Annotated in this window: 29 protein-coding genes; 26 read left to right on the plus strand and 3 right to left on the minus strand. The window is 67.3% G+C overall.

Annotated features, from left to right (window positions below; genetic code table 11):
- Positions 1-4: 4 nt before the first annotated feature.
- Positions 5-448: a response regulator gene (locus JZ792_RS01865; protein ID WP_216906014.1), complete on the minus strand. Its 444-nt coding sequence runs from the start codon at positions 446-448 to the stop codon at positions 5-7.
- 544 nt (positions 449-992) lie between these two features.
- On the opposite strand from JZ792_RS01865, the gene JZ792_RS01870 reads away from it, so the two are divergent.
- From JZ792_RS01870 to JZ792_RS01885, 4 genes are all read left to right on the plus strand, one after another.
- Entirely contained in the window at positions 993-1,181 is a 189-nt protein-coding gene (locus tag JZ792_RS01870; RefSeq protein WP_216906016.1) for a hypothetical protein, read from the plus strand.
- A 318-nt stretch (positions 1,182-1,499) separates the two neighbouring features.
- The gene (locus JZ792_RS01875) at positions 1,500-2,324 is read left to right on the plus strand and encodes an alpha/beta fold hydrolase (RefSeq protein WP_216906018.1); all 825 of its coding nucleotides are present in this window, start codon (positions 1,500-1,502) and stop codon (positions 2,322-2,324) included.
- Positions 2,325-2,488: 164 nt separating this feature from the next.
- Entirely contained in the window at positions 2,489-2,950 is a 462-nt protein-coding gene (locus tag JZ792_RS01880; protein ID WP_216906020.1) for an SRPBCC family protein, read from the plus strand.
- 133 nt (positions 2,951-3,083) lie between these two features.
- Complete coding sequence (locus JZ792_RS01885; protein WP_254189096.1) at positions 3,084-3,659, plus strand: DUF6328 family protein; 576 nt, start codon at positions 3,084-3,086, stop codon at positions 3,657-3,659.
- Between the two features lie 7 nt (positions 3,660-3,666).
- On the opposite strand, the gene JZ792_RS01890 is transcribed toward JZ792_RS01885, so the two are convergent.
- Positions 3,667-4,263: a hypothetical protein gene (locus tag JZ792_RS01890; RefSeq protein ID WP_216906022.1), complete on the minus strand. Its 597-nt coding sequence runs from the start codon at positions 4,261-4,263 to the stop codon at positions 3,667-3,669.
- Between the two features lie 137 nt (positions 4,264-4,400).
- Between JZ792_RS01890 and JZ792_RS01895 the strand changes: the two genes are divergently transcribed.
- Both JZ792_RS01895 and JZ792_RS01900 read left to right on the plus strand, forming a co-directional pair.
- A complete protein-coding gene (locus JZ792_RS01895) occupies positions 4,401-5,552 on the plus strand; it encodes a sensor histidine kinase (protein WP_216906024.1) in 1,152 nt (383 codons plus the stop codon).
- A complete protein-coding gene (locus JZ792_RS01900; protein ID WP_216906026.1) occupies positions 5,549-6,175 on the plus strand; it encodes a response regulator in 627 nt (208 codons plus the stop codon). The genes JZ792_RS01895 and JZ792_RS01900 overlap by 4 nt, the downstream gene beginning before the upstream one ends.
- 308 nt (positions 6,176-6,483) lie before the next feature.
- Here JZ792_RS01900 and JZ792_RS01905 read toward each other — a convergent pair whose 3' ends face one another.
- Entirely contained in the window at positions 6,484-6,831 is a 348-nt protein-coding gene (locus tag JZ792_RS01905; RefSeq protein WP_216906028.1) for a winged helix-turn-helix transcriptional regulator, read from the minus strand.
- Between the two features lie 260 nt (positions 6,832-7,091).
- On the opposite strand from JZ792_RS01905, the gene JZ792_RS01910 reads away from it, so the two are divergent.
- The 20 genes from JZ792_RS01910 to JZ792_RS02005 all read left to right on the plus strand — a co-directional run.
- Complete coding sequence (locus JZ792_RS01910) at positions 7,092-7,358, plus strand: acyl carrier protein (protein WP_109525837.1); 267 nt, start codon at positions 7,092-7,094, stop codon at positions 7,356-7,358.
- 40 nt (positions 7,359-7,398) lie between these two features.
- A complete protein-coding gene (locus tag JZ792_RS01915; protein ID WP_216906030.1) occupies positions 7,399-8,895 on the plus strand; it encodes an MFS transporter in 1,497 nt (498 codons plus the stop codon).
- Positions 8,892-9,830 (plus strand): SRPBCC family protein, encoded by a 939-nt coding sequence (locus JZ792_RS01920; protein ID WP_216906032.1) that lies wholly within the window; start codon positions 8,892-8,894, stop codon positions 9,828-9,830. The genes JZ792_RS01915 and JZ792_RS01920 overlap by 4 nt, the downstream gene beginning before the upstream one ends.
- A gap of 34 nt (positions 9,831-9,864) precedes the next feature.
- Entirely contained in the window at positions 9,865-11,067 is a 1,203-nt protein-coding gene (locus JZ792_RS42865; RefSeq protein ID WP_216906034.1) for a cytochrome P450, read from the plus strand.
- 9 nt (positions 11,068-11,076) lie between these two features.
- The gene (locus JZ792_RS01930) at positions 11,077-11,307 is read left to right on the plus strand and encodes a ferredoxin (protein WP_216906036.1); all 231 of its coding nucleotides are present in this window, start codon (positions 11,077-11,079) and stop codon (positions 11,305-11,307) included.
- Positions 11,297-12,043: an SDR family NAD(P)-dependent oxidoreductase gene (locus JZ792_RS01935; RefSeq protein ID WP_216906038.1), complete on the plus strand. Its 747-nt coding sequence runs from the start codon at positions 11,297-11,299 to the stop codon at positions 12,041-12,043. The genes JZ792_RS01930 and JZ792_RS01935 overlap by 11 nt, the downstream gene beginning before the upstream one ends.
- 36 nt (positions 12,044-12,079) lie before the next feature.
- Positions 12,080-13,039 carry an aromatase/cyclase gene (locus JZ792_RS01940; protein ID WP_216906040.1) on the plus strand — a complete coding sequence of 320 codons (960 nt, stop codon included), beginning with the start codon at positions 12,080-12,082 and terminating at the stop codon, positions 13,037-13,039.
- 38 nt (positions 13,040-13,077) lie between these two features.
- Positions 13,078-13,551 (plus strand): nuclear transport factor 2 family protein, encoded by a 474-nt coding sequence (locus JZ792_RS01945; protein ID WP_216906042.1) that lies wholly within the window; start codon positions 13,078-13,080, stop codon positions 13,549-13,551.
- Positions 13,548-15,119: an ABC transporter substrate-binding protein gene (locus tag JZ792_RS01950; protein WP_216906044.1), complete on the plus strand. Its 1,572-nt coding sequence runs from the start codon at positions 13,548-13,550 to the stop codon at positions 15,117-15,119. Before JZ792_RS01945 ends, JZ792_RS01950 begins: the two co-directional genes overlap by 4 nt.
- The gene (locus JZ792_RS01955) at positions 15,107-16,108 is read left to right on the plus strand and encodes an ABC transporter permease (RefSeq protein WP_216906046.1); all 1,002 of its coding nucleotides are present in this window, start codon (positions 15,107-15,109) and stop codon (positions 16,106-16,108) included. Before JZ792_RS01950 ends, JZ792_RS01955 begins: the two co-directional genes overlap by 13 nt.
- Positions 16,095-16,910, plus strand: coding sequence for an ABC transporter permease (locus JZ792_RS01960; RefSeq protein ID WP_254189097.1), 816 nt, complete (start codon positions 16,095-16,097; stop codon positions 16,908-16,910). Before JZ792_RS01955 ends, JZ792_RS01960 begins: the two co-directional genes overlap by 14 nt.
- The gene (locus tag JZ792_RS01965; RefSeq protein ID WP_216906048.1) at positions 16,907-18,637 is read left to right on the plus strand and encodes an ABC transporter ATP-binding protein; all 1,731 of its coding nucleotides are present in this window, start codon (positions 16,907-16,909) and stop codon (positions 18,635-18,637) included. Before JZ792_RS01960 ends, JZ792_RS01965 begins: the two co-directional genes overlap by 4 nt.
- Positions 18,638-18,642: 5 nt before the next feature.
- A complete protein-coding gene (locus JZ792_RS01970) occupies positions 18,643-19,533 on the plus strand; it encodes a glutathione S-transferase C-terminal domain-containing protein (RefSeq protein WP_216906050.1) in 891 nt (296 codons plus the stop codon).
- A gap of 65 nt (positions 19,534-19,598) precedes the next feature.
- The gene (locus JZ792_RS01975) at positions 19,599-20,534 is read left to right on the plus strand and encodes an MBL fold metallo-hydrolase (RefSeq protein WP_216906052.1); all 936 of its coding nucleotides are present in this window, start codon (positions 19,599-19,601) and stop codon (positions 20,532-20,534) included.
- A gap of 323 nt (positions 20,535-20,857) precedes the next feature.
- Positions 20,858-21,700 carry an AfsR/SARP family transcriptional regulator gene (locus tag JZ792_RS01980; RefSeq protein ID WP_216906054.1) on the plus strand — a complete coding sequence of 281 codons (843 nt, stop codon included), beginning with the start codon at positions 20,858-20,860 and terminating at the stop codon, positions 21,698-21,700.
- Positions 21,701-21,711: 11 nt separating this feature from the next.
- Complete coding sequence (locus JZ792_RS01985) at positions 21,712-22,566, plus strand: NAD(P)H-binding protein (protein ID WP_216906056.1); 855 nt, start codon at positions 21,712-21,714, stop codon at positions 22,564-22,566.
- Positions 22,567-22,664: 98 nt separating this feature from the next.
- Positions 22,665-23,447 (plus strand): SDR family NAD(P)-dependent oxidoreductase, encoded by a 783-nt coding sequence (locus JZ792_RS01990; RefSeq protein WP_216906058.1) that lies wholly within the window; start codon positions 22,665-22,667, stop codon positions 23,445-23,447.
- A gap of 27 nt (positions 23,448-23,474) precedes the next feature.
- Entirely contained in the window at positions 23,475-24,542 is a 1,068-nt protein-coding gene (locus tag JZ792_RS01995) for a thiamine pyrophosphate-dependent enzyme (protein ID WP_308165106.1), read from the plus strand.
- Positions 24,543-24,583: 41 nt separating this feature from the next.
- Positions 24,584-25,537 (plus strand): alpha-ketoacid dehydrogenase subunit beta, encoded by a 954-nt coding sequence (locus JZ792_RS02000; RefSeq protein WP_216906207.1) that lies wholly within the window; start codon positions 24,584-24,586, stop codon positions 25,535-25,537.
- A 10-nt stretch (positions 25,538-25,547) separates the two neighbouring features.
- A partial coding sequence (locus JZ792_RS02005; RefSeq protein ID WP_216906060.1) for a biotin/lipoyl-containing protein occupies positions 25,548-26,126 on the plus strand: 579 nt, incomplete at its 3' end.

Consider the following 26,126-nt stretch of genomic DNA (forward strand, 5'->3'; position numbering starts at 1 on the left):
GTATTCAACCGCGGCGGGGCAGTCGCACGACGTAGACGAAGAAGTTGTCGATCTGCTTGATGGCGGCGACGAATTGTTCGAGGTCGACCGGTTTGGTGACGTAGGCGTTGGCGTGTAACTGATAGCTGCGCAGAATGTCCTCCTCGGCCGCCGACGTGGTCAGGATGACCACGGGGATGGCGGTCAACTCGTCGTCGGCGCGGATCTTCTCCAGGACTTGGCGGCCGTCGTATTTGGGCAGGTTGAGATCGAGCAGAATCAGATCCGGCCGGGACGCGTCGGCGTACTCACCTTCGCGGAACAGGTAGTCCAGAGCTTCCTGTCCGTCGCGGACGACATGGAGGGTATTGCCGATCTTGTTGTCCTCGAACGCTTCCCGAGTCATCAATTCGTCGCCCGGATCATCCTCGACGAGCAGGATGTCGATGGGGTGACCGGGAATCGTCACGTGCGAACTCCTTCGGGATGACCGGGCGCGGTCGATCGGTGCCAGTGCGGCGCGCGCGGACGAACCGGCAACGAGTTCGCTCGTTGGGAGCGGTTGCGGTGCGGCCGCGTCGACGCGGTACCGGATGATCTTCGTACATCGGTGCCGGTCTACGCGCGGGTACCACCGCGTTCGCCGCCCGTTGTCGGGTGCGGGGTGTACGGGAACTCGTCGGCGAGGGGCTCGGTGACGGTCCGGCATCGGATGCCTATGAGACCGGTCACGATGCCCGCGCAATCCAAGCAACATTCTGGTTAACTATCACGGAATGGTCTACTACCAAGCTCGTATGCTGGTAAAAATATCAACTAGGGATCGTCACGAAGCTGTCAGCCAGCACTGGGTCGCCCTGCAAGACGGCGGTATCGCCGAGTGGAACGGTTGAAGAAGACAGCCTCCGCCGGCCGGTGCCGCGCCGGAAAGTCGGCCATCACCGTTCAGCAACCGGACAGCTGCCACCGAGCGTGACGGCGCCGCAATCAATAGCACGGGGAGTCTTCCCGATATGGCTGTGAATCCAACCCCTCCTGACAGAACTCCCAAATTCGAGCCGGGCACGGCCTGGCTGTCGGGCCTGATCGTCACGACCCTGACCACCGGCGTCGTCATCATGTCGGCCTCCGTGGTGGCCGCTGTTCTCATCGCCTTCGGCATGGCCTTCGCCCTGGCCGCGGCGCTCGGGTTCTTCCGCTGACACATCTGTCTCCGCCGTCGTGTTCTCGCACGGCGTCCGACGGCCTCGGGTGTTTCTCTGAGCTCCGGAACCGCAGGATCGCGGTGGTCGCCCCATCGAATGCCCCTGAAGGCCGACTCCGTACGGGGAAAGCATCCACGCGTTATTAGCTGAAAGTATGCTGACTGCGGTGGTGGGCGCGTGCCGGCGACGATGCCGACCTACATCGGGAGCCGGGCCACGGGGACCGATCGAGTCCGGGCGTAATCGGCCTCCGGTATTTCGAGCGGCCACCCGACCTCCCGATATCGGTGAGGTCCACGTCGAAGAGAGGTAACCATGGGCACAGTCACGACCGCGGATGGGACCGAGATCTTCTACAAGGACTGGGGCCAGGGACAGCCCATCGTCTTCAGTCACGGCTGGCCGCTGTCCGCCGACGACTGGGACAACCAGATGTTGTTCTTCCTCGCGCACGGCTACCGGGTCGTCGCCCACGATCGACGCGGCCACGGCCGCTCCTCGCAGACGGCCGACGGTCACGACATGGACCACTACGCCGACGACCTCGCCGCCGTGGTCGAGCACCTGGACCTGCGCGACGCCGTGCACGTCGGCCACTCGACCGGTGGCGGTGAAGTCGCGCACTACCTCGCGCGGCACGGCGAGACCAGAGCGTCCAAGGCCGCGCTGATCAGTGCCGTGCCCCCGCTGATGGTGCGGACCGAGGCCAATCCCGAAGGTCTGCCGAAATCCGTCTTCGACGACATCCAGGCCCAGTTGGCGGCCAATCGCTCGGAGTTCTACCGGGCGCTGCCGTCGGGTCCGTTCTACAACTACGATCAGCCGGGCGTGGAGTCGTCGGAGGCCGTCATCGCGAACTGGTGGCGTCAAGGCATGATGGGCGGCGCGAAGGCGCACTACGACGGAGTCGTGGCGTTCTCGCAGACCGATTTCACCGAGGATCTGAAACAGATCGGGATTCCGGTTCTGGTGATGCACAGCGAGGACGATCAGATCGTGCCCTACGTGGCGTCCGGTCCCAAATCGGCGGCGCTGTTGAAGAACGGGACGCTGAAGACCTATCGGGGGTTCCCGCACGGTATGCCCACCACGCACGCCGACACCATCAACGCCGATCTGCTCGCATTCCTTCGAGCCTGATCCGAGATCGGTGGCAGGAGCATGCCATCGAAACCGTTGCCGCAGATGACCTTTCCGATGCTCTTGCGCCGATCATCGCCGCCGGGAGTGGCGAGGACGGTTTGAGGCCCAGCGGCCCGGGTAGGCGATATGTGACCCGAACGTTCGCACGAAAGGGGTACATCATGAGCACTTTGGCAGCCACCGTGGATGTCGAGGTACCGGTACGGACCGCCTACAACCAGTGGACGCAGTTCGAGTCGTTTCCGAAGTTCATGGAAGGTGTCGAGGAGATCCGGCAGCTCGACGACCGGCATACGCACTGGCGTATCCACGTCGGTCCGGCGACCCGTGAATTCGACGCGACGATCACCGAGCAGCACCCGGACGAGCGGGTGGCCTGGAAATCCGACAGCGGCCCGAACCACGCGGGTGTGATCACCTTCCATCGTCTCGATGACACCCACACCCGGATCACCGCGCAGATGGAGGTCGATCCGGAAGGTTTCGTGGAGAACGCCGCCGACAAACTCGGCGTACTGAAGCACCGAGTGAACGGTGACATGAAGCGATTCAAGGACTTCATCGAGGACCAGCACAACGAGACCGGCGCGTGGCGCGGAGATATCCCGCGCCCGGACGCCTGATCCCGGCGAACCGCGCTCCCCGCACCGAGAGGGTGCGGGGAGCGCGGTTCTCTCGAACCCCCAACTCGGAACGCGGCCACCTCGGTCCCGCGTGACGATTCCGCGGCAGTGAAAAGCACGACGTGAGACCCCGATGATCGATTCGAACGAGCAGAGCACCCCTTCGGCCATCCGCCGGAACCGGTCCGATCCCGACAGTGCCGCACCGCCTACCGAGCACGCGCCGGAAACCGATCGCGAGTGGAATTTCCGGGTCCGTGGCGAGAATCGCACCGAACAACTCGACCGAAACCTGTCGAGCCTGCTCCAAGAGCTTCGCGTCGTGCAGACCGGCGTGCAATTGCTGACCGGTTTCCTGCTGACACTGCCGTTCCAGCCCCGTTTCACCGAGCTTTCCTGGTCGATGCAGGTCGTCTATCTCTTCGTCGTGGCGACCTCGATCGCCGCGACGGTTTTCCTCACCGCCCCGGTCGCCGCGCACCGAATTCTGTTCCGCCTGCGCCGGATCGACCAGGTCGTTCGGATCGCGCACCGCTGCGCCCTGCTCGGATTGCTGCTGTTGGGGTTCGCGGTCACCGGTGTCGCGGTCTTGATCTTCGACCTCGTCGCGGGCCCGATTCCGGCGCTGATCGCGGGAATCGGGTCCGCCGTGCTGTTCGCTTGCGTCTGGATCGCCTATCCGTGGTGGCAGCGCACCCGCGACGCCTGACGAACAATCACCCGTACGCGGGACGGAGTTCGGGGGAGGACTCGCTCACGGTGGCGTGCCGCCATTGCGCGACGGCGAGCCACACCAGCCCCGCGCCGCCGAGCACATGGCCCAGCCGGACCACCGGTGTGGGCAGCAGGAACGTCAGGCACAAGGCCGACAGCCCGACCACATACAGTGCGACAGCCACTTTCGGCACCGAGCCCGAACGCAGCAGTGCGGCGCCGAACAACCAGGTGCCGGTCAGCGCCAGAATCGCGGTCGCGAGAAACGCGTACCGCGCCGGTCCCTCGAGTAGTTCGTCGACGACGGAACGGTCGAGGTAGACCAGCACGAAATTGCGCGCGTAGGCGATACCGGCGAAATAGCCGAAGCCGAGGAATTGCACCACGAACGCCGCCGTGCCGAATCGTCCGAGTCGGTGGCGCTGCCACAGGTACAGCCCGATGAGCAGGCCGATGCCGAGCGGCACCGAGCCGCCGTTGAGTATCTGCGTCAGCGTGACCTTGTGGCCGATCGCCGATTCCAATGCTCCCGCCAGTGCGATGGCCGCGCCGCAGACGATGCCTGCCGCCGCGCTGAGCCGCAGTAGTGAGGTATCCATGCCGATTCCCTTCTCGAGGTAGGACCGAGGCTAGGAATCCGCTGGTCACGTGGTGAAGTGTCGTGCGACCCATGACTTTCGGCCGAACTTCGTTTCGGCGATACCCGCACACCCGCATACGGCTCTACGCTCGGGGGATGATCCGTCCCCGAGCATTGACGTGGGTGGCGTGGTTCCTCTACCTGTCCGTACTGGTCGCTGGGCTCGTCGTCGCCGCGTCGGGAGAGTGCGACGCGCTCGGTCTGTGGGGTTTCACCTGTGGACTCGCGGTGGCGGGCGCACTCGAATCGGTGGAATCGCGCATACCGGTCACGCCCAGTTATGCGGTGGCGGCACTGACCGTCCGCGCGGCGCTGTTCGCGTTCGTCACCGCGCTCGATTGCGCGGGTAACGCGAAACTGTTGTTCGTCCTGATCCCGCTGACCGCGTATTTCACCCTCGGTCATCGCATCGCCTACGGGCTCGGCGCGGCCGAGGTGGTGCTCGCCACTGTGCTGGTCGCGGTGGGTCCGGGGTTCGGCGGCGATCCCGAAGCCGTTCCCGATCTGCTGATGTTCGCCGTCGGTATCGGTTTCGCGCTCACCCTCGCCGTGATCGCGGGCCGCGAGGAAGCGGGCCGACGCCGGGCCGAATCGCTGCTCGTCGAATTGTCCGACGCCAACGCCCGGTTGGCGGAGTACGCCGATCAGGCCGTCACGTTGGCGACGGTCGCCGAACGCACCCGCCTCGCCCGCGATATCCACGACACCGTCGGCCACCATCTCGTGGTCACCGCGATCCAATTGGAGAAGGCCGCCGCCTACCGCACCCTCGAGCCCGACACCGCCGACCGGGCGCTCACCGACGGCCGCGATTCGGCAAGGCAGGCGCTGGAACAGGTGCGTCGCGCGGTGGGCGCATTGCACGACGACACCGACGGATTCACCCTGGCCACGGCCCTGCGAGCCTTGATCGCCCGACTGCGCGACACCGATTTCACCGTGACACTGCGACTCTCCGGCGACGAGCACCGGGTCGGCGAATCCGTGCGCCTGGCGCTGTATCTCGTCACGCAGGAGGCATTGACCAACGCGCGCCGCCACTCCGGCGCGGACACGGTCACCGTCGACGTCGACCTGACCGCACGCACCCTCGACATCAGCGACAACGGGCGAGGTCTGCGGCCCGACGCCGTCGAGGGACACGGTCTGCGCGGCATGCGCGAACGACTCGATCTGGTCGGCGGCCGATTGAGCATCACCACCGGGGCCACCGGAACACGCCTGCTGGCCACGGTGTCGGCACCGTGACCGCCATCCTGCGCGTCCTCATCGCCGACGACGAACGCCTCGTCCGAGAAGGAATCGCCGCGCTGCTGGCCCTACAGTCGGGGATCGAGGTCGTCGCCACCGCCGAGAACGGCGCCACCGCAATAGAACTCGCGCGTGAACTCGCGCCCGATGTGGTGCTGATGGATATCCGCATGCCGGGTATCGACGGTGTCGAAGCCGCCGCCGTGCTGCGTGACGAGACGACCGTGCTGATGTTGACGACCTTCGACGACGAGGAATACCTGGTCCGTGCCCTGCACGCGGGAGCGTCCGGCTATCTGCTCAAGGATCTGCCCGCACCCGAACTCGCCAGGGCCATCCATCTCGCCCACGCGGGCGTCGACCAGTACTCCGCCACCGTCGCCGCCCGCCTCGCGGCACTGGTCCGTCTGCGCACCACCGCACCCCCGATCGAACTGACCGACCGGGAAACCGATGTCCTGCGCCTGGTCGCGGCCGGTGCGGCCAATCGGGAAATCGCGCGCTCCCTCTACCTGAGCGAAGGCACCGTGAAGAACCACGTCTCCAGCATTCTCAACCGCCTCGGCGTCCGCGACCGCACCCAGGCCGCGATCTACGCCCACCGGCGTGGACTGCTGTGAGAGGTGCTCCGCGTGGCGCACGTGGTCGGGTGGATGACGAATCCCGGACAACGGGAGCGGGTGCGGTTGACCGACCGTTCGTCGGGTAAGCGAAACGCATGACGGTGAAGACGACGCATCGTGCCCGTCCGGGCAGGGCACGGCACAGCGCAACATCGCGACCAGGGTTCGTGTCGATCCTGGTCCGGCTGGGGGCCACGGTCGTGTACCTCATCGGGCCGGTGGTCATCGCCGGCCTCGGTGTCGGTCTTGCAGTGATTCGTCCGCTCGGGCTGCTCGGATAGCGAAGAGTGCCGGGGGTTTTCGGGCTACGCCCGGACGGGGACGCCCGCACTCGCGGTGGCGCGGACCCAGCGCAGGAACGGTTCGAGTTCCCGGGCGGCCTCGGCGCCGAGTTCGGTCAGTTCGTACACGACCGACGGGGGTGCGGTCGGCAGGACGGTGCGCTCGACGAGTCCGTCGCTCGCGAAGGTGCGCAAGGTCTGGGTGAGCATCTTGTCGCTGACGCCTTCGATGCCCGCGCGCAGTTGGTGAAAGCGCAGTGGGCCCTCGGTCAGTGAGGTCAGCACCAGGATTCCCCATTTGCCGGTGATGTGATCGAGGAGTACGCGACCGGGGCAGTCGCGACGGAGCAGGGCCTGGGATTCGGTCGACATACTGCAAACTTTCTTCTGGTTAGCAACCCACTTCAAAGTGGCATCTTACCAATCTACTGTTTCTCACCCATCATTGGTCGTATGGATAGCCCAGCCGACCGTTTCCGCGCCGCTCTGCGACCGGTTCCGGGATACCTCGGCCGCTGTCGCCGCTCGCCCGCGCGTCCGGCTACAGCGCGATTCCAGGGAACGTCCAGCGACTGATGTCAGGCTCGGCTTGTCCCGATCACCGGATCGGAGAACAAGCGGAGGAGCCAATCATGAGCGTGCAGGTCGGCGTCACGGAATTGAAGGACATCCTGCGAGAAGCCGCGGGTGAGGACGAGTCGGTGGATCTGGAGGGCGACGTGCTCGATGCCGATTTCGCCGACCTGGGCTACGACTCGCTCGCCCTGCTCGAGGCCGCCGCGGTCATCTCGCGCCGGTACGGCGTCAAGTTGTCCGACGACGAACTCGAGAACATCACCACCCCACGTCAATTACTCACCCACCTTCAGAACGGGCTGAGCGCCGCTGCCGGAGCCTGAACGCCGCGGCGCAGCGCCACGACACGATCGGGAAACGGATATGACGAACAGAATCGACAAAGCGACTGCCGAATCCGCCGGTGTGTCACCACCCGCGGCCGCCGTGGCACGCACCAGGGAATGGATCCTGGTCGCGCTCGCCTGCACGGGACAATTGATCGTCGTGCTCGACGTGTCCATCGTCAACGTCGCGCTGCCCGGCATCAGAACCTCGCTCGGATTCGGTGAACAGGATCTCCAGTGGGTGGTCACCGCCTACACGCTGACCTTCGCCGGATTCATGCTGATCGGGGGGCGCGCGTCGGATCTGTTCGGGCGGAGAAGGGTTTTCGTTCTCAGTCTGGCCGCCTTCACCCTCGCGAGCCTGGCGGGCGGACTCGCGACCAACGCGGTCTGGCTGGTGGTCGCCCGGACGGTGCAGGGCATCGGTGGCGCGGTACTGGCGCCGTCGACCCTGGCCATCCTCACCGCCACCTTCGAGGAAGGTCCCAAACGCACCCAGGCCATCGCGACCTGGACGATGATGGGCGCGGTCGGCGGCGCGATCGGCGCGGTGCTCGGCGGTCTGCTGACCGAATTCCTGTCCTGGCGTTGGGTTCTGCTGGTCAACGTGCCCGTGGGGCTGGTGCTCGCGGTGCTCGCGCTGATCTATCTGCGCAAGGACGACACCCGGCCGCAGGGCGGGCTGGACATCCTCGGCAGCCTCACCGTGACGGCGGGTTTCATCGCGCTGGTCTACGGCCTGGTCGAATTCGGCAAGGCGGCGAGCTTCGACGCGATCGCGGCGATCGCGACGGTGATCGGCATCGTGCTGCTGCTCGCATTCGTGGTGGTCGAGGCGCGGATCGCCGAGCATCCGCTGCTTCCGTTGCGGATCGTGCGGCAGCGTGCCGTCGCGGTCGCCAATCTCACCATGTTCCTGCTCGGCGCGGGATTTTTCTCGGTGCTGTATTTCGTCTCGCTGTATCTGCAAGGGGTGCGCGGACTTTCGGCGCTGGAGGCGGGGCTGGTCTTCGTCCCGTTCGCGGTGACCACCGTGATCGGGGCCCAGTCCGCGGCCAAACTGTTGAAGCGGGGCATACCCGCGCGGCCGGTGATCATCGGTGGAGCGGGGCTCTCGGCCGCCGCGTTCGCCGCGTTGACGCTGCTCGGATCGGATTCCTCCATCGGCTGGGCGGTGATCGCGCCGGGAGTCGTGGTGTTCCTCGGCATCGGTCTCGCACTCGCACCGACCGCGGCCACGGCGATCGGTGGGGTCGCACCGCAGGACGCCGGGGTGGTGTCGGGCCTCGCCAACGCCACCAGGCAATTGGGCGGCTCGGTGGGACTGGCCGTCCTGACCATCGTCGCCGCCGCGCGCACCGACGACGCGGGTGTGCCGACCGGGGCCGAGGTGACCGAGGGATACGCCACCGCGTTCGGCGTCGCGGCGGTGATCCTGGTCGGCGCCGTGATCAGCGCGACCCTGCTGCCCGGACGAGCCGGGGGACAGCGCACAACGACGAATCGTCCACAAGGAGAAGAGAGTCGACGATGACCGCACTGCCCTCCCACCCCGCCGCGAGCGCGAGATCGGTCGCACGGCCCGTGGATCGGATCCTGGCCGATGTGCATTCCTGGCCGTTGTTCGCCGGTCCGGTGATCCACACCAGGGCGCTCGCCGCCACCGACGATGTCGAGACCTTCGAACTGTGGCTGGAACAGGATCGATCCGTCCGGTCGGTCGTACTGGAGCGCCGGACGTCGGAAGTGCCCACGGCCCTGGTGTTCCGCGCGGACGGTCCGGCCACCGTCGTGCGCTACCGCGACGATCTCGCGGGCGCGGTCGATATCGAGACCACAGCACCGGCCGGAACCGACACGGGCGCAGCAGCTTCCCTCGAAATCGTGGTGCGCCGGATCCTGACCGAACTGGCCGAGTCCGCCGCGCTGCCCGGCGGGCCCGGCGCGTGGGTGTACACCTTCGAGGACGTGGTGCGCACGCACGGATCGGTCGGCGACGTCTTCGAATTCCTGCGCAGGCTGGAGTTGTGGCCCGGCGGCATCGCCCACGTCCACGAAGTCGACTACGACGAAGACGACGACGGCGTGCAGACCGTGTCGACGACGGTGCTCGGTGACGACGGAACCCGGCACCGGATCCCGTCGATCCGCATCTGCCTCGGGCAGGCGCGGGTGGTGTACAAGCCGTTGACGGTGCCGCCGATCGCCCGCGCGCACCTCGGACAGTGGTCGGTCGAACAGCACGCCGATTCGGTCACGATCACCGGACGGCACACCATCGCGCTCGACCCGGCCGGGGTGCGGCAGGTACTCGGCGCCGACGCGACCATCGAGGCGGCCACCCGCCTGGTCCGCTCCGCCCTGGGAAAGCACAGTCTCGACACCCTCGACGCCGCGAAATCCTTCGCCGAGAACCGTTTGCGGTCACACGATCCCGCGCTCTCGTGGGATCGGCTCGGCACATCGTGACCACCACCTCGCTCAACGAAGGAAGGTTCGAGCCGTGCCAGTAGACACGCAGACCCAGATACCCGCGTTCCCGTTCGACCGCACCGACGACCTGGCGCCACCGCGGGAATACGAACTGCTGCGCGGCAACTCGCCCGCCGCCCGCATCACGCTCTACAACGGCGCCGAGGCCTGGTTGCTCACCCGGTACGAGGACGTGAAGGCGACGCTGTCGGATCACCGGTTCAGCGCCGACGCCCGCAATCCCGGATTCCCTTTCGTCTCCGCCGCGCTGCGCGCCAGCGTGGGACAGAAACATATTCCGTTCCTTCGGCTCGATCCGCCCGAGCACGACCGACTACGCCGGATGCTGAGCCGGGAATTCATCGTCAAACGGATCGACGGGCTGCGCCCCGCCATCGAATCGATCGTCGACCGTTTCATCGAGCAGTTGCTTGCCGCGGGAGAACCGGCCGATCTCATCTCGAATTTCGCGCTTCCGATTCCTTCCGCGGTGATCGCCGAACTGCTGGGCGTGCCCTACAGCGACCACGAGTACTTCCAGGAGCGGGGTCGCCGCATGCTCAGTTCGGAATTCACCCTGGAGGAGAGTGCGCGCGCGGTCGTGGAGTTGCGCGAATATCTCGGCGAACTGGCCGACCGCAAACTGGCGCATCCCGGCGACGATGTGCTCTCCCGATTGGTGCTCGAACGCGAGTCCTCCGGTGAACTGCACCGAGAGGATCTGAAGAGTTCGGCCCTGCTGCTGCTGATCGCCGGGCACGAGACGACCGCGAACATGATCGGCCTCGGTGTCTATACGCTGCTGCGCCATCCTGATCAGCACGCGCTGCTGCGCTCGGATCCGGAACTGATCGGAAAGGTCGTGGAGGAACTCCTGCGGTTCCTGTCGATCGTGCACACCGGTGTACCCCGGGTGGCACTGGAGGATGTGCGGATCGGCGACACGCTGATCCGGCGCGGCGAGGGTGTCATCGCCTCGGTGACCGCGGCCAACTGGGACGGTTCGACCTTCGCCGAGCCGCAACGGTTCGATATCCGCAGGGAGCCCAACCGCCATCTCGCGTTCGGCTTCGGCATCCACCAGTGCCTGGGGCAGCCACTGGCGCGTAAGGAACTCGAGATCGCGCTGACGAGGCTCTTCGACCGGATCCCGACGTTGCGACTCACCGGCGACCAGACTTTCGGGCCGGAGAAATCCGTCTACGGGCTGCACAGCCTGCGGGTGACGTGGTGAGGCGATGCCGTGTACATCGACGCCGACCCGGGACTGTGCATCGGTTCGGGCCAGTGTGCCCGGCTGCTGCCGCGGCATTTCGCGCAGGACGAGGACAGCGGCACCGTCGTCGTGGTCGACGCCGAGGTGAATTCGGCTGATCCGGCAGTGCGCGCCCGCCTGGACGAGGTGCGTGATTCGTGCCCGGTGGCCGCGATCGAACTCGCGACCACGGGTGAAAGGAATGGAAATGAGCAGTAGGAAAGAACACGCGGACCAGCCCGTCGTCCTGGTGACCGGATCGTCGTCGGGAATCGGCGCCGAGATCGCCAGACGATTCGGGCAGGCCGGTTACCGGGTCGCGGTGAATTCCGCCAATTCGGTGGACGCGGGGGAGAAGGTCGCCTCCGATATTCCCGGCGCGCTCTACTTCCGGGCCGATATCAGCGACGAGACCGAAGCGGGCGATCTGATCAACCGGGTCGTCGCGGAATTCGGTGGACTCGACGTCCTGGTGAACAACGCGGGCGTGACCCGGCAGATCCCACACGACGATCTCGCCGGCGCCTCGGTGGAGGTCTGGCGGGATATTTTCGAGGTCAACGTCTTCGGCACCTGGCGGCTGACCGTGGCCGCCGTGGAGCACCTGCGTAAATCGCCGCACGGACAGATCGTCAACATCTCCTCCATCGCCGGGAGCAGGCCCGCGGGTAGTTCGATCCCGTACGCGGTGAGCAAGGCCGCGATCGAACATCTCACCCGGCTGCTCGCCGCCACGCTCGGGCCCGACATCCGTGTCAACGCGGTGGCCCCGGGTCTCATCGACACCGAATTCACCACCGCCCTCACCGGTCCGCGCGAACAGGTGAGCGCGATCGCCCCGCTGCGCCGGATCGGCCTGCCGGGCGATGTCGCCGAAGCGGTACTCGGCCTGGCCGGGGCCGGATACTCGACGGGGACCGTGCTCCTGGTCGACGGCGGCGTGCACCTGCGCTGACGCGCACTCTCGAAATCACCAGCTCCAGGAGAAGTCATGTCCGAATCAGGTTCCGGCCCCGCCGAATACACGACACGGCACAGTGTCGAGGTCGCGGCGTCGGCCGATCAGATCTACGAGGTGATCGCCGACGCGCAGAGTTGGCCGATCATCTTCCCGCCCACGGTCCACGTGCGGCGCGAACCAGGCCCGGACGGCACCGAATCGCTCGACATCTGGGCCACGGCGCAGGACACGGTCAAGACGTGGCGGTCGCGGCGTGAGCTCGACGCCGGGAATCGCACGGTGACCTTCCGGCAACTCGTCTCCGCCGCGCCCGTCGCCTCGATGTCGGGGACGTGGCGGGTCGACTCCACCGGGGACGGCACCTCGACGTTGACCCTCGACCACCGGTTCAGCGCGGTCGGTGACGATCCCGACTCGGTGGCCTGGATACAGCGCGCCCTCGACGCGAACAGCGACGCCGAACTCGCGGCGGTCGCGGCGACGGCGGTCGGCAGGAGCGACGGTTCCATCGTCTCCCTCGCGTTCTCCGACACCGTCGCCATCGCCTCGCCCGCGCAACCGGTCTTCGATTTCCTGTACCGGGCCGACTTGTGGCCCGAACGGCTGCCCCACGTGTCGCGCGTGGCGCTGTCCTCGGTGGACGACGCGCAGATCCTGGAGATGGACACCGTGAACAGCGCGGGCGAGGCGCACACCACCCGCTCCTACCGCGTGGTGACCGATCGCTTCGAACTGGCCTACAAACAGACCGTGGTCCCGGACGGATTCCTCGCCCACCACGGGAAGTGGACGTTGGAGGAGAACGGTGACACGACGGCGGCCACCTCGCATCACCACGTCCAGCTCGACCTGGAACGGCTGCGCGCGCGACTGGGCGCGACCGATCGCGAGGACGTCGAACGGCGGGTGCGCGCGGCCCTGGGCGGAAACAGCGTCGCGACATTGGAAGCCGCGCGGGCATTCACCGAAGCCGAGCGCTCGCTCGCGTGAAACCGGCGGCAGCCGAACACATCTCATGGAGGACCACAGTGACCATCACCAATGACCCGAGCATCCTCGGGCGAGACGTCCAGACCTATGTGCAGGTGCAGAGTTTCCTGGCCGGGCAGGCCCGATTGCTCGACGATGTCGACGCGGAGGGTTTCGCGGCGACGTTCACCGAGGACGGAGTGCTGCGGCACGCCTCGCGCCAGGACGCGCTGCGAGGCCGCGAGGCCATCGCAGAGGCCACGAGGGCGACCGCGTCCGCGCACGCCGAGGCGACCCATCGGCACTGGTTCGACCAGTTCGTGGTCGAACCCGGTCCTTCCGAGGACGTCGTGCTCGTCAGCTACTACGCGTTGACCTCGCTCGTGGATCGCGAAGGGGCGGTGCGTTTCCTGCCGAGCGTCCTGGTCGAGGACGAACTGCGCCGCAATGCCGACGGCACCCTGTCGGTGGCCGACCGCCAGGTGATCCGCGACGATCTCGATCCCGCGATCCGGCGGTCCGCGCGCCGATGAGATCCACCGAAGCCGCGCGAGCGATGCTCGCCGCGACACTGCTGTGCACCCTCGCCGCGGGTTGTGCGGGGACGGATTCCGCGTCGGGCAAGGACACGCTCACCATCGCGACGGCCAATACCGCCGACTGCATCGATCCCGCGCAGAATCTCACCGCGAACGCGAGTCCGTTCGTTCGCCCCCTGGTCGACTCGCTGGTCTACCAGAATCCCGCCGACGGATCGCTGCATCCCTGGCTGGCCCGCTCCTGGTCCGGTAACGACACCGCGACCGAATTCACCTTCGTGCTGCGCACCGACGTGACATTCAGTGACGGAACACCTTTCGACGCCGCGGCGGTCAAGACCACCTGGGACGGGATCGTCGGACTCGGCGCGCAGGCGGCGACGGCGAACAGCCTGCTCGCCGGTTATGTGGAATCGGTGGTGAAGAGTCCCGACACTGTGTCCGTGCGGTTCTCCACCCCGAAGAGTTCCTTCGTCCAGGCGACCTCGACCACCGCGCTCGCGCCGATATCGGCGGCCGCGTGGAGTCTCGGACCGCAGGAGCGCTGCGCCGGAAAGTTCGCGGGCACGGGACCTTTCACTTTGCAGTCGATCCAGGCCAAAGAGCGGGTCTCGCTGGTGCGGCGTGAGGACTACCGTTGGGGCGCCGCCCCCTGGCAGCCGGGGGCGGCCGCGCTTGCGCGGATCGATTTCCAGCTGGTCAAGGAACCGGGCGTACAGTTCGACGCTCTGTCCTCCGGAACGGTCGACGCGGCCACCGGCATCTCCCAACGCCAGATCGACGGCCTCGCCGGGGACCGGTACACGACCACGCGCATCCAGTCACCGGGAATCGTCTACACCATCACCCCGAACACCACGCGGGGTCCCCTGACCGACGACACGGTTCGCCGCGCACTCATCGCGGCGACCGATCGACGGCAGTTGGTCGGCACGGCGCTCGCGGGCGGGGCCCCGCCCGCGACCAGTATTCTCGCCGCCAACACTCCGGGTTATCTGGAACTGGGCAACGAACTCGCCTTCGACCGGAACCGGGCCGCAAGCCTGCTCGACAGCGCGGGGTGGCGGCCCGGCCCGGATGGGGTCCGGGTCAGGAACGGTCAGCGGCTCAGCCTCGCCGTGACCTATCCGTCGGTGGACCAGGTCAACGGTCCGCTGCTGGAACTGCTGCAACAGCAGTGGGCCCAGAGCGGTATCGAACTGCGATTGCGCGGGCTGCCCGTCGCCGAACTCTCACCGACCCAGGACGCCGGTGACTACGACCTGCTCGTGTTCAATCAGAACCGGGGCGATCCCGATGTGCTGCGCACGGTCTTCGCCGCGGCGGGCAAGAACCGGGCCCGCATCGCGGCCGACGATCCGCTCAACACCGCGCTCGATCAGCAGTCCGCGCAGGCCGAACCCGATAAGCGCGGCGCGACCGTCGGGCAGATCCAGCGCACGATCCTGCAACGGGGGCTGGCCGTTCCGCTCTACGAGCCGGGATCGCTCGTCGCCGCCGATTCCCGTCTGAACGGGTACTCGGTCGACGGGACGTTCCACGACACGAGATGGGCTCCGTGATGGGCCGATTCGTCTTGTCGCGTGTCGCGCACGCGGCCGTGACGATCTGGATCGCCTTCACCCTCGCCTTCATCGTGCTGCGGGTCGTGCCGGGCGACCCGGTCCAGATCCAGCTCAGCCGCAGCGGCGCCGACAACGTCGTGCTCGACCCGGAACAGGTGCGGGCGCTGCGCGCCGACCTCGGGCTCGACGAGTCGGTGTTCGCGCAGTACCGGGACTACGCGTTCGGCCTGCTGCACGGCGACCCCGGGTTCTCGATCAGGTCCAACGAGAACGTCGGGACCGTCGTCGCCGAAGCGCTGCCCGCCACCCTGGAATTGGCGGGCGTCGCGCTGGCCATCGGACTGCCCGTCGGGGTGCTGCTCGCTGTCCTCGCGACACTCGTGCGACAGCGCTGGATCGGCGGGTTCCTGAGAACCGCTCCGGTCGTCGGCATTTCGATACCGACCTTCCTGATCGGGCTGTTGCTGATCCATTTCGTCGCCTTCGAATGGCGGCTGCTTCCCGGAATCGGAGGACGTGGTCCCGGCGCCGTGGTCCTACCCGCGGTGACCTTGGCCGTGCCGGTCGCCGCCGTGGTCGGGCAGATCCTCGGCCGCAGCCTGGAAGCGACGTCGCGACAGCCCTTCGTACGGACGTTGCGCGCCAAGGGAATCGGCGAGGGCAGGATCATGTTCGGTCACCTGCTCCGCAACGCGGGACTGCCCGCGCTGACCATGACCGGAATGTTGATCGGCAGCCTCGTCTCGGGATCGGTGGTCGTCGAGACTGTCTTCTCCCGGCACGGCATGGGCAAACTCATCGCCGACGCGATCGTCGACAAGGACACCCCCGTCGTGTTGGCGGTGACGGTGCTCGGATCGGCGCTCATCGTGACCGTGAACCTGGTGATCGATCTGCTCTACCAGTATCTCGACCCGCGCATCCGCGCGAGCGGCGGCGCGATCCGGTCACGAGCGACGATGCGAGGCGACTATGCGCTCACCTGACAGAGCGGGCCGCGCGGGGATGATCGTCGCCGTCGGTGTGCTGCTGGTCGTCGCGGGCTGGGTGCTGGCCCCCGGCGTCTTCGCGCGCCGGGACCCGTACACGGTCGACCCCGAGGCGACCTATCGGCCGCCGAGCGCCGCGCACTGGTTCGGCACCGACAGTCTCGGCCGCGACCTGTTCGCCCGGGTCGTGCACGGCACGGCGGCGTCGGTTCCCGCGGCCCTGCTGGCGGTGGTGATCGCGCTGTTCGCCGGTGGACTGCTCGGACTGCTCGCGGGGTATTTCCGCGGTCCGGTCGAGGAGGTGATCACCAGGGTGGTCGACGTGCTGCTCTCGGTGCCGTCGTTCCTGCTCGCGATGAGCCTGATCACGACCTTCGGATTCGGCACCGTCAATGTGGCGCTCGCCGTGGGAATCGTGAGTATCGGCAGCGTCGCGAGGTTGATGCGTGCCGAAGTGCTGCGCATCGGCTCCCGGCCGTATGTGACCGCCGCGCGGGTGTCGGGACGCGGACACGCCGCGGTGCTGCTGCTGCACGTGCTGCCGAACGCCACCAGGCCGGTGGCGGCCCTGGCCGCACTGGAATTCGCCGCCGCCGTACTCGGGATATCGGCCCTGTCGTTCCTCGGATTCGGCGCGGCGCCGCCGTCGCCGGAATGGGGCGCGTTGATCGCCGCCGGACGCGGTTCGGTCTCCACCGAATGGTGGCTCAGTATCGCGCCGGGCGTGGTGATCGCGATAGTGGTCGTCGCGGTGAACATGCTCTCGTCGTACCTTCAGCCCGAGGAGGCGGGCATATGATCGCCCACAGCGCACCGGTACGCGACTCCCGCGACGAGATCCGACGCGCGGACCACGAGGACGAGCCAGCACCGGCACTGCGGGTACGCGGACTCACCGTGCGATACGCGAACAGCGTTGCGGCGGTGCGCGATATCGACCTCTCGGTCGCGCCCGGCGAGATCGTCGCCCTGCTCGGAGAATCCGGATCGGGCAAATCCAGCATCGTCAACGCCGTGCTCGGACTGCTGCCGCGCGGAGCCACGGTCGAGACCAGCGAACTCGCCTTCGGGCGGACCCGCGTCGACCCCGGTGACCGCCGGCAGATGCGTGCCGTACGCGGCAGCCGGGTCGGGCTCATCCCGCAGGACTGCGCCGTCGCGCTGGACCCGGTACTGCGGGTGGGACCGCAGATCCTCGAAGGGGTGGCCGAGGCGCGCTCGCTGTCCAGGGAGCAACGGCGTGCGCGCGTCGCGGAACTGCTCGACAAGGTCGGGTTCGAGGATCCTTCGGCCATCGTGCGCCGTTACCCGCACGAACTGTCCGGCGGGATGGCGCAGCGTGTCCTCATCGCGGTGGCCCTGGCGGCCCGGCCCGCGCTGCTCATCGCCGACGAACCCTCCGCGGCGTTGGACACCCTCGCTCAGGCCAGGGTGATGGACTGGATTTCCGGACTGGCCGAGCGCGAACGTGTCGGCGTGCTGATGGTGACCCACGACCTCGCGCTGGCCGCGCAGCGTGCCCACCGCGGGGTACTGCTCGACGGCGGCACGATCGTGGCACGCGGCGATATCCGAACCATCGCGCCGATCGCCCCCGCACGGGTGCGCTTCCCGTCGCCCGCGTCGACGGAGGTGGTCGACCAGAACTCGGTCCACCGCGAACCCGGAGGGGCGCAGGAGCGCATCGAGCCGACGAGCATCGTGAAAAAGGTTGCGGTAGTGCGGAAACCGGCCGCCGTCGGCGTGGATCTGCTCCGGCTGGAGTCGGTGCGCAGGCTCTATCCCGGCGTGCACGGGCCCACCGGGGTTCGCGAGGTCTCGGTGGATCTGGTGCGCGGGGCGACGGTGGGACTGGTCGGTGGCTCGGGAGCGGGAAAGAGTACCGTCGGTCGGCTGATGGCCGGGCTGGAAGTACCCGACGGCGGTGTAGTGCGTTTCCGGGGCGAGGACGTGCGAGGGCTGGACCGGGCCGAGCGTCGCCGGTTCCGGCGCGCGGTGCAGGTGATCGCGCAGAACCCGTACTCCTCGGTCGACCCGCGCTACTCGGCGCGGCGGGCCATCGAAGAACCGTTGCGCGCCTTCGGGATCGGTGATCGCGCCGCGCGGAGGCGACGCGTCGCCGAACTCGCAGAACGGGTCCGGCTGCCCGAATCGGTTCTCGGCAACACCCCGGAACAGCTGTCGGGCGGACAGTGCCAGCGAGTGGCGATCGCCAGGGCCCTCGCCACCGATCCCGAGGTGCTGATCTGCGACGAAGCCGTTTCCGCGCTCGACAATTCGGCGAAACGCCGCGTCATCGACCTGCTCGACGAACTACGGACCGAACTCGGCCTCGCCATCGTCTTCATCACCCACGATCTGAGCGCCGCCGCCGATCTCACCGATCGGCTGGTCGTCCTGCGCGACGGCCTGGTCGTGGAATCGGGCACGACCGCGACACTGCTGTCGGATCCCCGCCACGAATACACCCGAGAGCTCGTCGCCGCCACTCCGGCGCCCGTGACGATCTCCGATGAGAAGGAGTAGAACCGATGCCGACCAACGTCTTCCGTGAGCAGGACGCCGCACCGGCGGCCAGCTGTGACATGCCGGATTCGGCCGCCGGAGTGCTCCGACGGCCCGACGGCTCGATCGTCCGTCCACCCGCCCGCTTCCAGGGCAGGCTCGGCACCGAATCCTTCCCCGCCGAGTCCGGACGCTACCGGCTGTTCGTCAGCTGGGGCTGTTCGTGGTCCAACCGTGCGGCCATCACCAGGAAACTCAGAGGTCTCGAAGGCGCCGTGGACATCAGCTATTCCGATGACGACCCCGCCGCGCTGCGGGCGGTCTGGGAGGCCATGGAGCCGGGACACCGGGCCGGTGTGCCCACACTGTGGGATACCCGCAACCGGGTGATCGTGAGCAACGACGCGGACGCGATCAGCCGCGACCTCGCGATCCACTTCGACGAATTGGCGACCAAGGATATCGATCTGTATCCGGCCGACCTGCGCGCGGAGATCGACGAGATCAACGAATGGCTCTACGACAATGTCCACAGCGTCATCCATATCCTCGGCCACGAGGCGCGTGAGGACAATCATCGGGATCTGATCACCGATTCGCTGCGCGCGCTGGGGCGGCTGAACGACCGGCTCGCCGATCGCCGCTATCTCAACGGCGACGTGCTGACCGAATCCGATGTGCGACTGTATGTTTCGCTGGTCCGTTTCGAATGCGCCTATCCGGGGATCTTCGAGACCAATTTCCTCTACCCGGACGGCTACCCGCACCTGTGGGCCTACGCGCGTGGCCTCTACGCCATTCCCGAATTCTCCTCCACGACCGATTTCGACATCATTCGCCGCAATTTCGCCGTGGCCTTCGCGTTCCTGCGCGAGCACCTGGTGGTTCCCGGCGGCAGGTCGTCGCGCTGGGACTGATTCGACGGCTCAGGGCTGGATCGATCGTGGACCGTGGCTGGACCGTCCGCGGTCAAGCTGTTGACATGAGTCCCACGCACGCGCCCGCCCATATCGTCGATCCGGTGCTGGAGGAGGTGGCTCCCGATGTGTTCGCCTACATCCAGCCCGATGGCGGCTGGTGTGTGAACAACGCGGGCCTGATCCGCTCGGCGCGCCACAGCGTGCTGGTGGACACGGCGGCCACCGAGTACCGCAGCACGTTGCTCGCGACGACCGTCGGCGCGCTGCTCGGCGGCGCGCAGCCGACCTGGCTGGTCAACACTCATTTCCACGGCGACCATTCGTTCGGCAACGTGGTGTTCGACCGGTCGCTGATCGTCGCGCACACCAACACCAGGATCGACGCCGAGCGGGCGGGCCTGGGGATGACCACACTGTGGTCGGAGGTGGACTGGGGCGATATCGAGGTGCGGCTACCGGATCTGACCGTCGACGACGGCGCGGTCCTGCACGTCGGCCATATCCGCGTCGAGTTGATCCACCCCGGCCCCGCCCACACCACCGGCGACCTGCTGGTCTGGCTTCCAGAGCAGCGGGTGCTGTTCGGCGGCGATATCGTCATGGCCGGAGTCGCGCCGTACACGCTGATGGGTTCGGTCGCCGGGACGATCCGCGCGCTCGAGGCCGCCGCCGCACTGGGCCCGGTCACCATCGTGCCCGGCCACGGCCCCGTTTCCGGTCCGGACGTCATCGAGGAGAACATCCGCTACCTGCGCTGGGTGCAGCGCTCGGCGGCCGACGGCGCCGCCGCCGGACTTTCGGCGCTCGAGATCGCACGGGCAAGCGCGACAACGGAATTCGGGTCCCTGGGCGAGGCCGAGCGGCTGGTGTCGAATCTGCACCGCGCCCTGCTGGAACTGGAATCGGATCCGACGCTGGGGCAGCCGATCGATGTGCTCGGATCCTTCGCGGACATGATCGCCTTCCATGGTGGACAGGTGCCCCGGTCGGCGGCCTAGAGCGTGCGGTGCCCGCGCGGCTCGCGTTGTGAGGACCCGGAATGAGACTTACCATTCGAAGTGGGATCGGAAGGGAGGGCCGCGATGACGACAACGCGCGATATGTCCACGGCCGCTCCCGTTCGCTACCGGGGCACGCTCGGTTCCGGTCGATGTCGCGGAGTGACGCGCACGACGTAGCCCGGGGGCCGCCGTCGTGTACGTGCTGGATTCCGCGCCCCGCAGGAGCCGACCATCGCTCGATCACCGCGCCGTCTCCCGACGGTGACGCTCTTCGCGTGATGCGGTTCCGCTGCCGCCGAAATCGCGAAGGTAAGTAAGTCGTGTCTGTCGAATACAGTGTTCTCGGTCCCTTGTTCGTCGGTTTCCACGGTCGTTCGGTATTGCCGAGCGCGCCGAAACCCAAACAACTCCTGGCGCTTTTCATTCTCAACGCCAACAGCGTGGTCACCACCGGAATCTGCGTCGAGGAACTATGGGGCGACGGACCGCCGTCCACGGCCGCCTCCACCCTGCAAACCTACGTACTCCAGATCCGCAAATCCTTGAGCGATCTGCCCGGAATCGGCTCGCTGGAAGCGGCGCGCAGCATCCTGATCACCAAGGACTACGGCTATATGCTGCGCGTGGAACCGCAGGCGGTCGACGCGTTCCGCTTCGATGGTCTGGTGCGGGCGGGGGAGAAGGCCGCCGCGGCGGGCGACGATCTCAAGGCCGTACGCCTGCTCAATTCCTCCGCCGACATCTGGCGCGGTGACGCCGTGGTCGACATCCAGACCGGGGTCGCCCTCCAGACCTATGTGCGCGGTCTCGAGGAACGCAGGCTCGGCGCGATCGAACAGCGCATCGAGGCCGAACTCCGATTGGGCCGTCACCATCAATTGATCGGCGAGCTGTCGAGCCTGTCGGCGCGATATTCGCTCAATGAGAATATATTCGCCCAACTCATGCTCGCCCTGTACCGGTCGGGCCGACAGGCCGACGCGTTGGATCGCTACCGGGAACTGCAAACCCGGGTGCGCGACGAACTCGGCCTCGAACCCTCGCTGAAGATCCGCCGCCTGCGCGACGCGATGCTGCGCGGTTCGGAATACCTCTACGAGACGCCGACGGTGGCGGGCGGCATCTCCCTCGACCTCGCGTATCAGTCCCACGATCGACGATAGGCAACAACCCTATGTCACGAATTCTCGTCACCGGTGCCACCGGTAATGCCGCTCGGCACCTCCCCTCGACACTGCTCGACAGCGGGCACACCGTGCGCGTACTGGTGCACACCACCCTCGGCGACAGCCTCGATCCGCGCGCCGAGACCGTCACCGGTGACCTCACCGACGCGGGTTCGCTCGACGCGGCCCTCACCGATATCGACGAAATCTTCCTGCTCACCGTCGACGACGGCGCGGCGGCCTTCCTCGAAGCGGCCGCGGCACACGGCGGATTGCGGCGCGTGGTACTCCTGTCCTCGAAAGCGGTGGTCAACACCGAATTCGACGGATTCGACAATCCGATCTACCGCAAACATGTTCTGGCCGAACAACATATCGCCGAATCTAAGATCCCCGCGACCATCCTGCGCCCCGGCGGGCTTGCCTCCAACGCCCTGCGCTGGACACCGACCATTCGCGCGCACAACCGCGTCCAGGCGCTGTTCCCCGAACTGGCCGCGCCACTGCTCGATCCGGCGGATCTCGCGGCCGTGGCCGCCCTGGTCTTCGACAGTCCCGTCGAGGATCATCGGGACAAGACCTACACGCTGACCGGTCCGGAGGTCGTGACGGTCGCCGACCAGGTGCGCATTCTCGGCGAGGTTCTCGGCCGCGAGATCGAATTCGTCCGGCTGAGCGAGGACGAGGCCCGCGAAATCCTGTCGCGCACCCAGCCGCCGGAATTCGTGAAGAACTACATCCCGGTGCAGCGACGCTATCTCACCATCACACCCACCGTGCACGACACGGTGAGCGCGCTGCTCGGCCGTCCCGCCCGGACATTCCGAGAATGGGCCCTGGCCAACAGAACTCGGTTCGATTAGACCGTCCAGCGGTCCGCGAGTCCGACTGGAGCGTGCCTGTACCGGCTCGAGCGAGAGTCGTTGTCGACGGTAGATCCAACGACGAGCAGGAGCGCGTGATGCCCGAAACACCTCGGACGGCATTGGTCACGGGAGCGACGAGCGGTATCGGACTCGCCATCGCGACCGCACTCGCGCGGCAGGGACACCGGACCTTCATCGCGGCCCGCACCGCGGACGCGGTGAAGGAAACGGTCGAGCGCTTGCGCGAAGAGGGACACGACGTGGACGGAGCCGTCGCCGATGTGCGCTCCGACGAGCAGTTGGAGGCGCTGGTCGCCACTGCCACAGCGGCTTTCGGCGATATCGAGATCCTGGTGAACAACGCGGGGCGCAACGGTGGCGGACAGACCTCACAGATCACCAACGAACTGTGGGACGACATCATCGAGACCAACCTCAACAGCGTCTTCCGCCTGACCCGCCATGTTCTCGCGGCGGGCGGCCTCGAGGGTAAGGGCTGGGGGCGCATCATCAATATCGCGTCGACGGCGGGCAAACAGGGCGTCCTGCTCGCGGCGCCCTACAGCGCCTCCAAACACGGCGTCGTCGGGTTCACCAAGGCACTCGGCAAGGAACTCGCGCAGACGGGTATCACCGTGAACGCCGTGTGCCCCGGATACGTGGAAACCCCGATGGCGGAACGGGTTCGGACCGGATACGCGCAATTGTGGGGCACCTCCGAGGAGCAGGTGCTCGACAAGTTCAACGCCACCATCCCGCTCGGGCGCTACTCGACGCCGACCGAGGTCGCCGGGCTGGTGGGCTATCTGGCGTCCGAGCCCGCGGCATCGATCACGGCCCAGGCGATCAATGTCTGCGGTGGACTGGGCAACTTCTGACCGGTGGCGGCGCGAACGGGAGCGACAGTGACAACGATTTCGAGACAACCGTTCCAACTGGTGGCGCCGGACGGCACCGTGGTCGCCGACGACGGCGACCATCCGATCGACCGGGACGCGGCGCGCGACTACTACCGCGCGATGACGCTGGCACGCGCCGTCGACGACGAGGCCACCTTCCTCCAGCGCCGCGGCGAACTGGGGCTGTGGTTGCGCAGCCTCGGACAGGAAGCCGCGCAGATCGGCTCGATCAGCGCGCTGCGTGCGAGCGACTACGTCTTCCCGAGCTACCGCGAGCACGCGGCGGCACTGGCTCGCGGCCTGAGCCCCGGGCAGATCCTGGCCCAATGGCGCGGGGTGGCACACAGCGGCTGGAATCCGGCCGACCACAACTTCCACATCTACACGCTGGTGCTCGCCGCGCAGCTGCTGCACGCCACCGGATACGCGATGGGCGTCCAGCGCGACCACTCCGGCGACGTTGTCCTGGCCTACTTCGGTGACGGCGCCAGCAGCGAGGGCGACGCGGCGGAGGCGTTCAACATCGCCGCGGTCAACGCGGCCCCGGTGCTGTTCTTCTGCCAGAACAACGCGTGGGCGATCTCCACACCGAACGACAAGCAGTTCGCCTCCCCGGTCCACGTGCGAGCACAGGCGTACGGGCTGTGGTCGGCGGCGGTGGACGGCAACGACGTCTTCGCCGTACGCGCGGTGACCGAACGCGCGCTACGCCATATCCGCTCCGGCGGCGGACCCGCGCTCGTCGAAGCGCTCACCTACCGGCGCGCGGGACACAGTACCGCCGACGACCCGACCCGCTACCGACCCGACAGCGAGGTCTCCGAGCAGGCGAGCCGGGATCCAATCGACCGGGTGGAAGCCCTACTGCGCCAGCGTGACTGGGCCGACGAGACATTCTTCGCCACCGCGGCGGCCGACGCACGGGAAGCGGCGGCCCGCACCCGCGAGGAATGCCTGGCACTGCCGGAGCCGAGTCTGGCGACCTACTTCGATCACGTCCTCGCTGACGCCGACCCGGACGTGCTGCGCGAACGAACGGAGTCCCTGCGACAGCACCCGGTGGCGGTGTCGTGAGCGCCGACATCGCCGCGTCCGACATCGGCGCCGAAGTCACGCTGTCACAAGCCATCAACCGAGGATTGGCGCGCGCGCTCGAACACGACCCGAAGGTCATGGTGATGGGACAGGACGTCGGCACGCTCGGCGGCGTCTTCCGAGTCACCGAAGGTCTGCAACGGCGGTTCGGCAGCGACAGGATCATCGACACCACCCTCGCCGAATCCGGGATCATCGGCACCGCCATCGGTCTGTCGCTACGCGGCTACCGGCCCGTCTGCGAGATCCAGTTCGACGGATTCGTCTACCCGGCGTTCAACCAGATCGTCTCGCAGGTCGCGAAATTGCGAGCACGCACACTCGGTCGGCTCCACGCACCCGTCGTCATCCGGATACCGGCGGGTGGCGGCATCGGCGCGGTCGAACACCACAGCGAATCCAACGAGGCGTATTTCGCCCACACCGCCGGACTGCGCGTGGTCAGCTGCGCGACGCCCGACGACGCGTACTGGATGATCCAGGAAGCGATCGCCTCCCAGGATCCGGTGGTGTTCTTCGAACCGAAACGGCTGTACTGGCGCAAAGGCACGATCGGCGACCGCGGCGGCGATCGCTTCGCCCCCACGGTGGTGCGTACGGGCGAGGCGGTCACGATCATCGCCTACGGTGGCGCGCTCGCCGTCGCGCTGGCGGCCGCCGAGGAACTCGACGCCGCCGGAACCCGGTGCGAGGTGATCGATCTGCGGTCACTCGCGCCGATCGACTATGCCCCGCTGTTCGATTCGGCGCGCAAGACCGGCCGCGTCGTCATCGTCCACGAGGCCCACACCGCGGGCGGTCTCGGCGGCGAGATCGCCGCCCGCGTCTCCGAGGAATGCTTCTATTCCCTCGAGGCCCCGGTCCTGCGAGTCGGCGCGTACAACCTGCCGTATCCGCCCGCACGCCTGGAGAACGAATTCCTCCCCGATCCGGCCCGCGTCGTCGACGCGATCACCCGGTCGCTCAACTGGTAGGGGTTACCCGATGACCACCACTGTCGTCGCACTGGCCGATGTCGGCGAGGGAATCGCCGATGCCGTCGTGCTCGAATGGAAGGTCGCACCGGGAGATCCGGTGCACACCAACCAGACCTTGCTCGAAATCGAAACCGTCAAAGCGATCGTCGAGGTGCCCGCGCCGTGTGACGGCGTCGTGGGCGCGCTCGAAGCCCAAGAGGGGGAGACGGTTCCGGTGGGGGCGCCGCTGCTGACCATCGCGCACACCGACTCCGAGGCACCGCGGTCCGTCCCGTCGCCGCCCGTACCGTCGCCATCCGTCCCGTCGCTGTCCGAGTCGTCGCTATCGGCATCGTCCCCGTCGGGAGAGCTGTCGCAGACACCGTCGCCGACAGTGCCGTCGACGGCGTCGTCGAACGGATCGCTCGCCAAACCGAATGTGCGCAGACTTGCCCGTGAACTCGGCATCGACCTCGCCGAGGTCACCGGCACCGGCCCGCACGGCCGGATTACCGAGCAAGACCTCGCCGAACACCGGTCGAGTCACGTCGGTGGTTCGAGGGTGTCCTCGGCTCCGGATCGGGACGTGGGCGGGGTGATCGGACAG

The sequence above is a fragment of the Nocardia noduli genome, assembly GCF_019038455.1.
In the GTDB taxonomy this organism is placed as follows: Bacteria; Actinomycetota; Actinomycetes; order Mycobacteriales; family Mycobacteriaceae; genus Nocardia; species Nocardia noduli.

Coding starts and splice junctions, on each gene's coding strand:
- JZ792_RS01990 (WP_216906058.1), top strand. CDS start 22,665: ATGCCCGAAACACCTCGGACGGCATTGGTCACGGGAGCGACGAGCGGT.
- JZ792_RS01920 (WP_216906032.1), top strand. CDS start 8,892: ATGACCGCACTGCCCTCCCACCCCGCCGCGAGCGCGAGATCGGTCGCA.
- JZ792_RS01975 (WP_216906052.1), top strand. CDS start 19,599: ATGAGTCCCACGCACGCGCCCGCCCATATCGTCGATCCGGTGCTGGAG.
- JZ792_RS01875 (WP_216906018.1), top strand. CDS start 1,500: ATGGGCACAGTCACGACCGCGGATGGGACCGAGATCTTCTACAAGGAC.
- JZ792_RS01960 (WP_254189097.1), top strand. CDS start 16,095: ATGCGCTCACCTGACAGAGCGGGCCGCGCGGGGATGATCGTCGCCGTC.
- JZ792_RS01895 (WP_216906024.1), top strand. CDS start 4,401: ATGATCCGTCCCCGAGCATTGACGTGGGTGGCGTGGTTCCTCTACCTG.
- JZ792_RS01905 (WP_216906028.1), bottom strand. CDS start 6,831: ATGTCGACCGAATCCCAGGCCCTGCTCCGTCGCGACTGCCCCGGTCGC.
- JZ792_RS01985 (WP_216906056.1), top strand. CDS start 21,712: ATGTCACGAATTCTCGTCACCGGTGCCACCGGTAATGCCGCTCGGCAC.
- JZ792_RS01890 (WP_216906022.1), bottom strand. CDS start 4,263: ATGGATACCTCACTACTGCGGCTCAGCGCGGCGGCAGGCATCGTCTGC.
- JZ792_RS01910 (WP_109525837.1), top strand. CDS start 7,092: ATGAGCGTGCAGGTCGGCGTCACGGAATTGAAGGACATCCTGCGAGAA.
- JZ792_RS01885 (WP_254189096.1), top strand. CDS start 3,084: ATGATCGATTCGAACGAGCAGAGCACCCCTTCGGCCATCCGCCGGAAC.
- JZ792_RS01935 (WP_216906038.1), top strand. CDS start 11,297: ATGAGCAGTAGGAAAGAACACGCGGACCAGCCCGTCGTCCTGGTGACC.
- JZ792_RS01950 (WP_216906044.1), top strand. CDS start 13,548: ATGAGATCCACCGAAGCCGCGCGAGCGATGCTCGCCGCGACACTGCTG.
- JZ792_RS01955 (WP_216906046.1), top strand. CDS start 15,107: ATGGGCTCCGTGATGGGCCGATTCGTCTTGTCGCGTGTCGCGCACGCG.
- JZ792_RS01870 (WP_216906016.1), top strand. CDS start 993: ATGGCTGTGAATCCAACCCCTCCTGACAGAACTCCCAAATTCGAGCCG.
- JZ792_RS01965 (WP_216906048.1), top strand. CDS start 16,907: ATGATCGCCCACAGCGCACCGGTACGCGACTCCCGCGACGAGATCCGA.
- JZ792_RS01880 (WP_216906020.1), top strand. CDS start 2,489: ATGAGCACTTTGGCAGCCACCGTGGATGTCGAGGTACCGGTACGGACC.
- JZ792_RS01970 (WP_216906050.1), top strand. CDS start 18,643: ATGCCGACCAACGTCTTCCGTGAGCAGGACGCCGCACCGGCGGCCAGC.
- JZ792_RS01915 (WP_216906030.1), top strand. CDS start 7,399: ATGACGAACAGAATCGACAAAGCGACTGCCGAATCCGCCGGTGTGTCA.
- JZ792_RS01940 (WP_216906040.1), top strand. CDS start 12,080: ATGTCCGAATCAGGTTCCGGCCCCGCCGAATACACGACACGGCACAGT.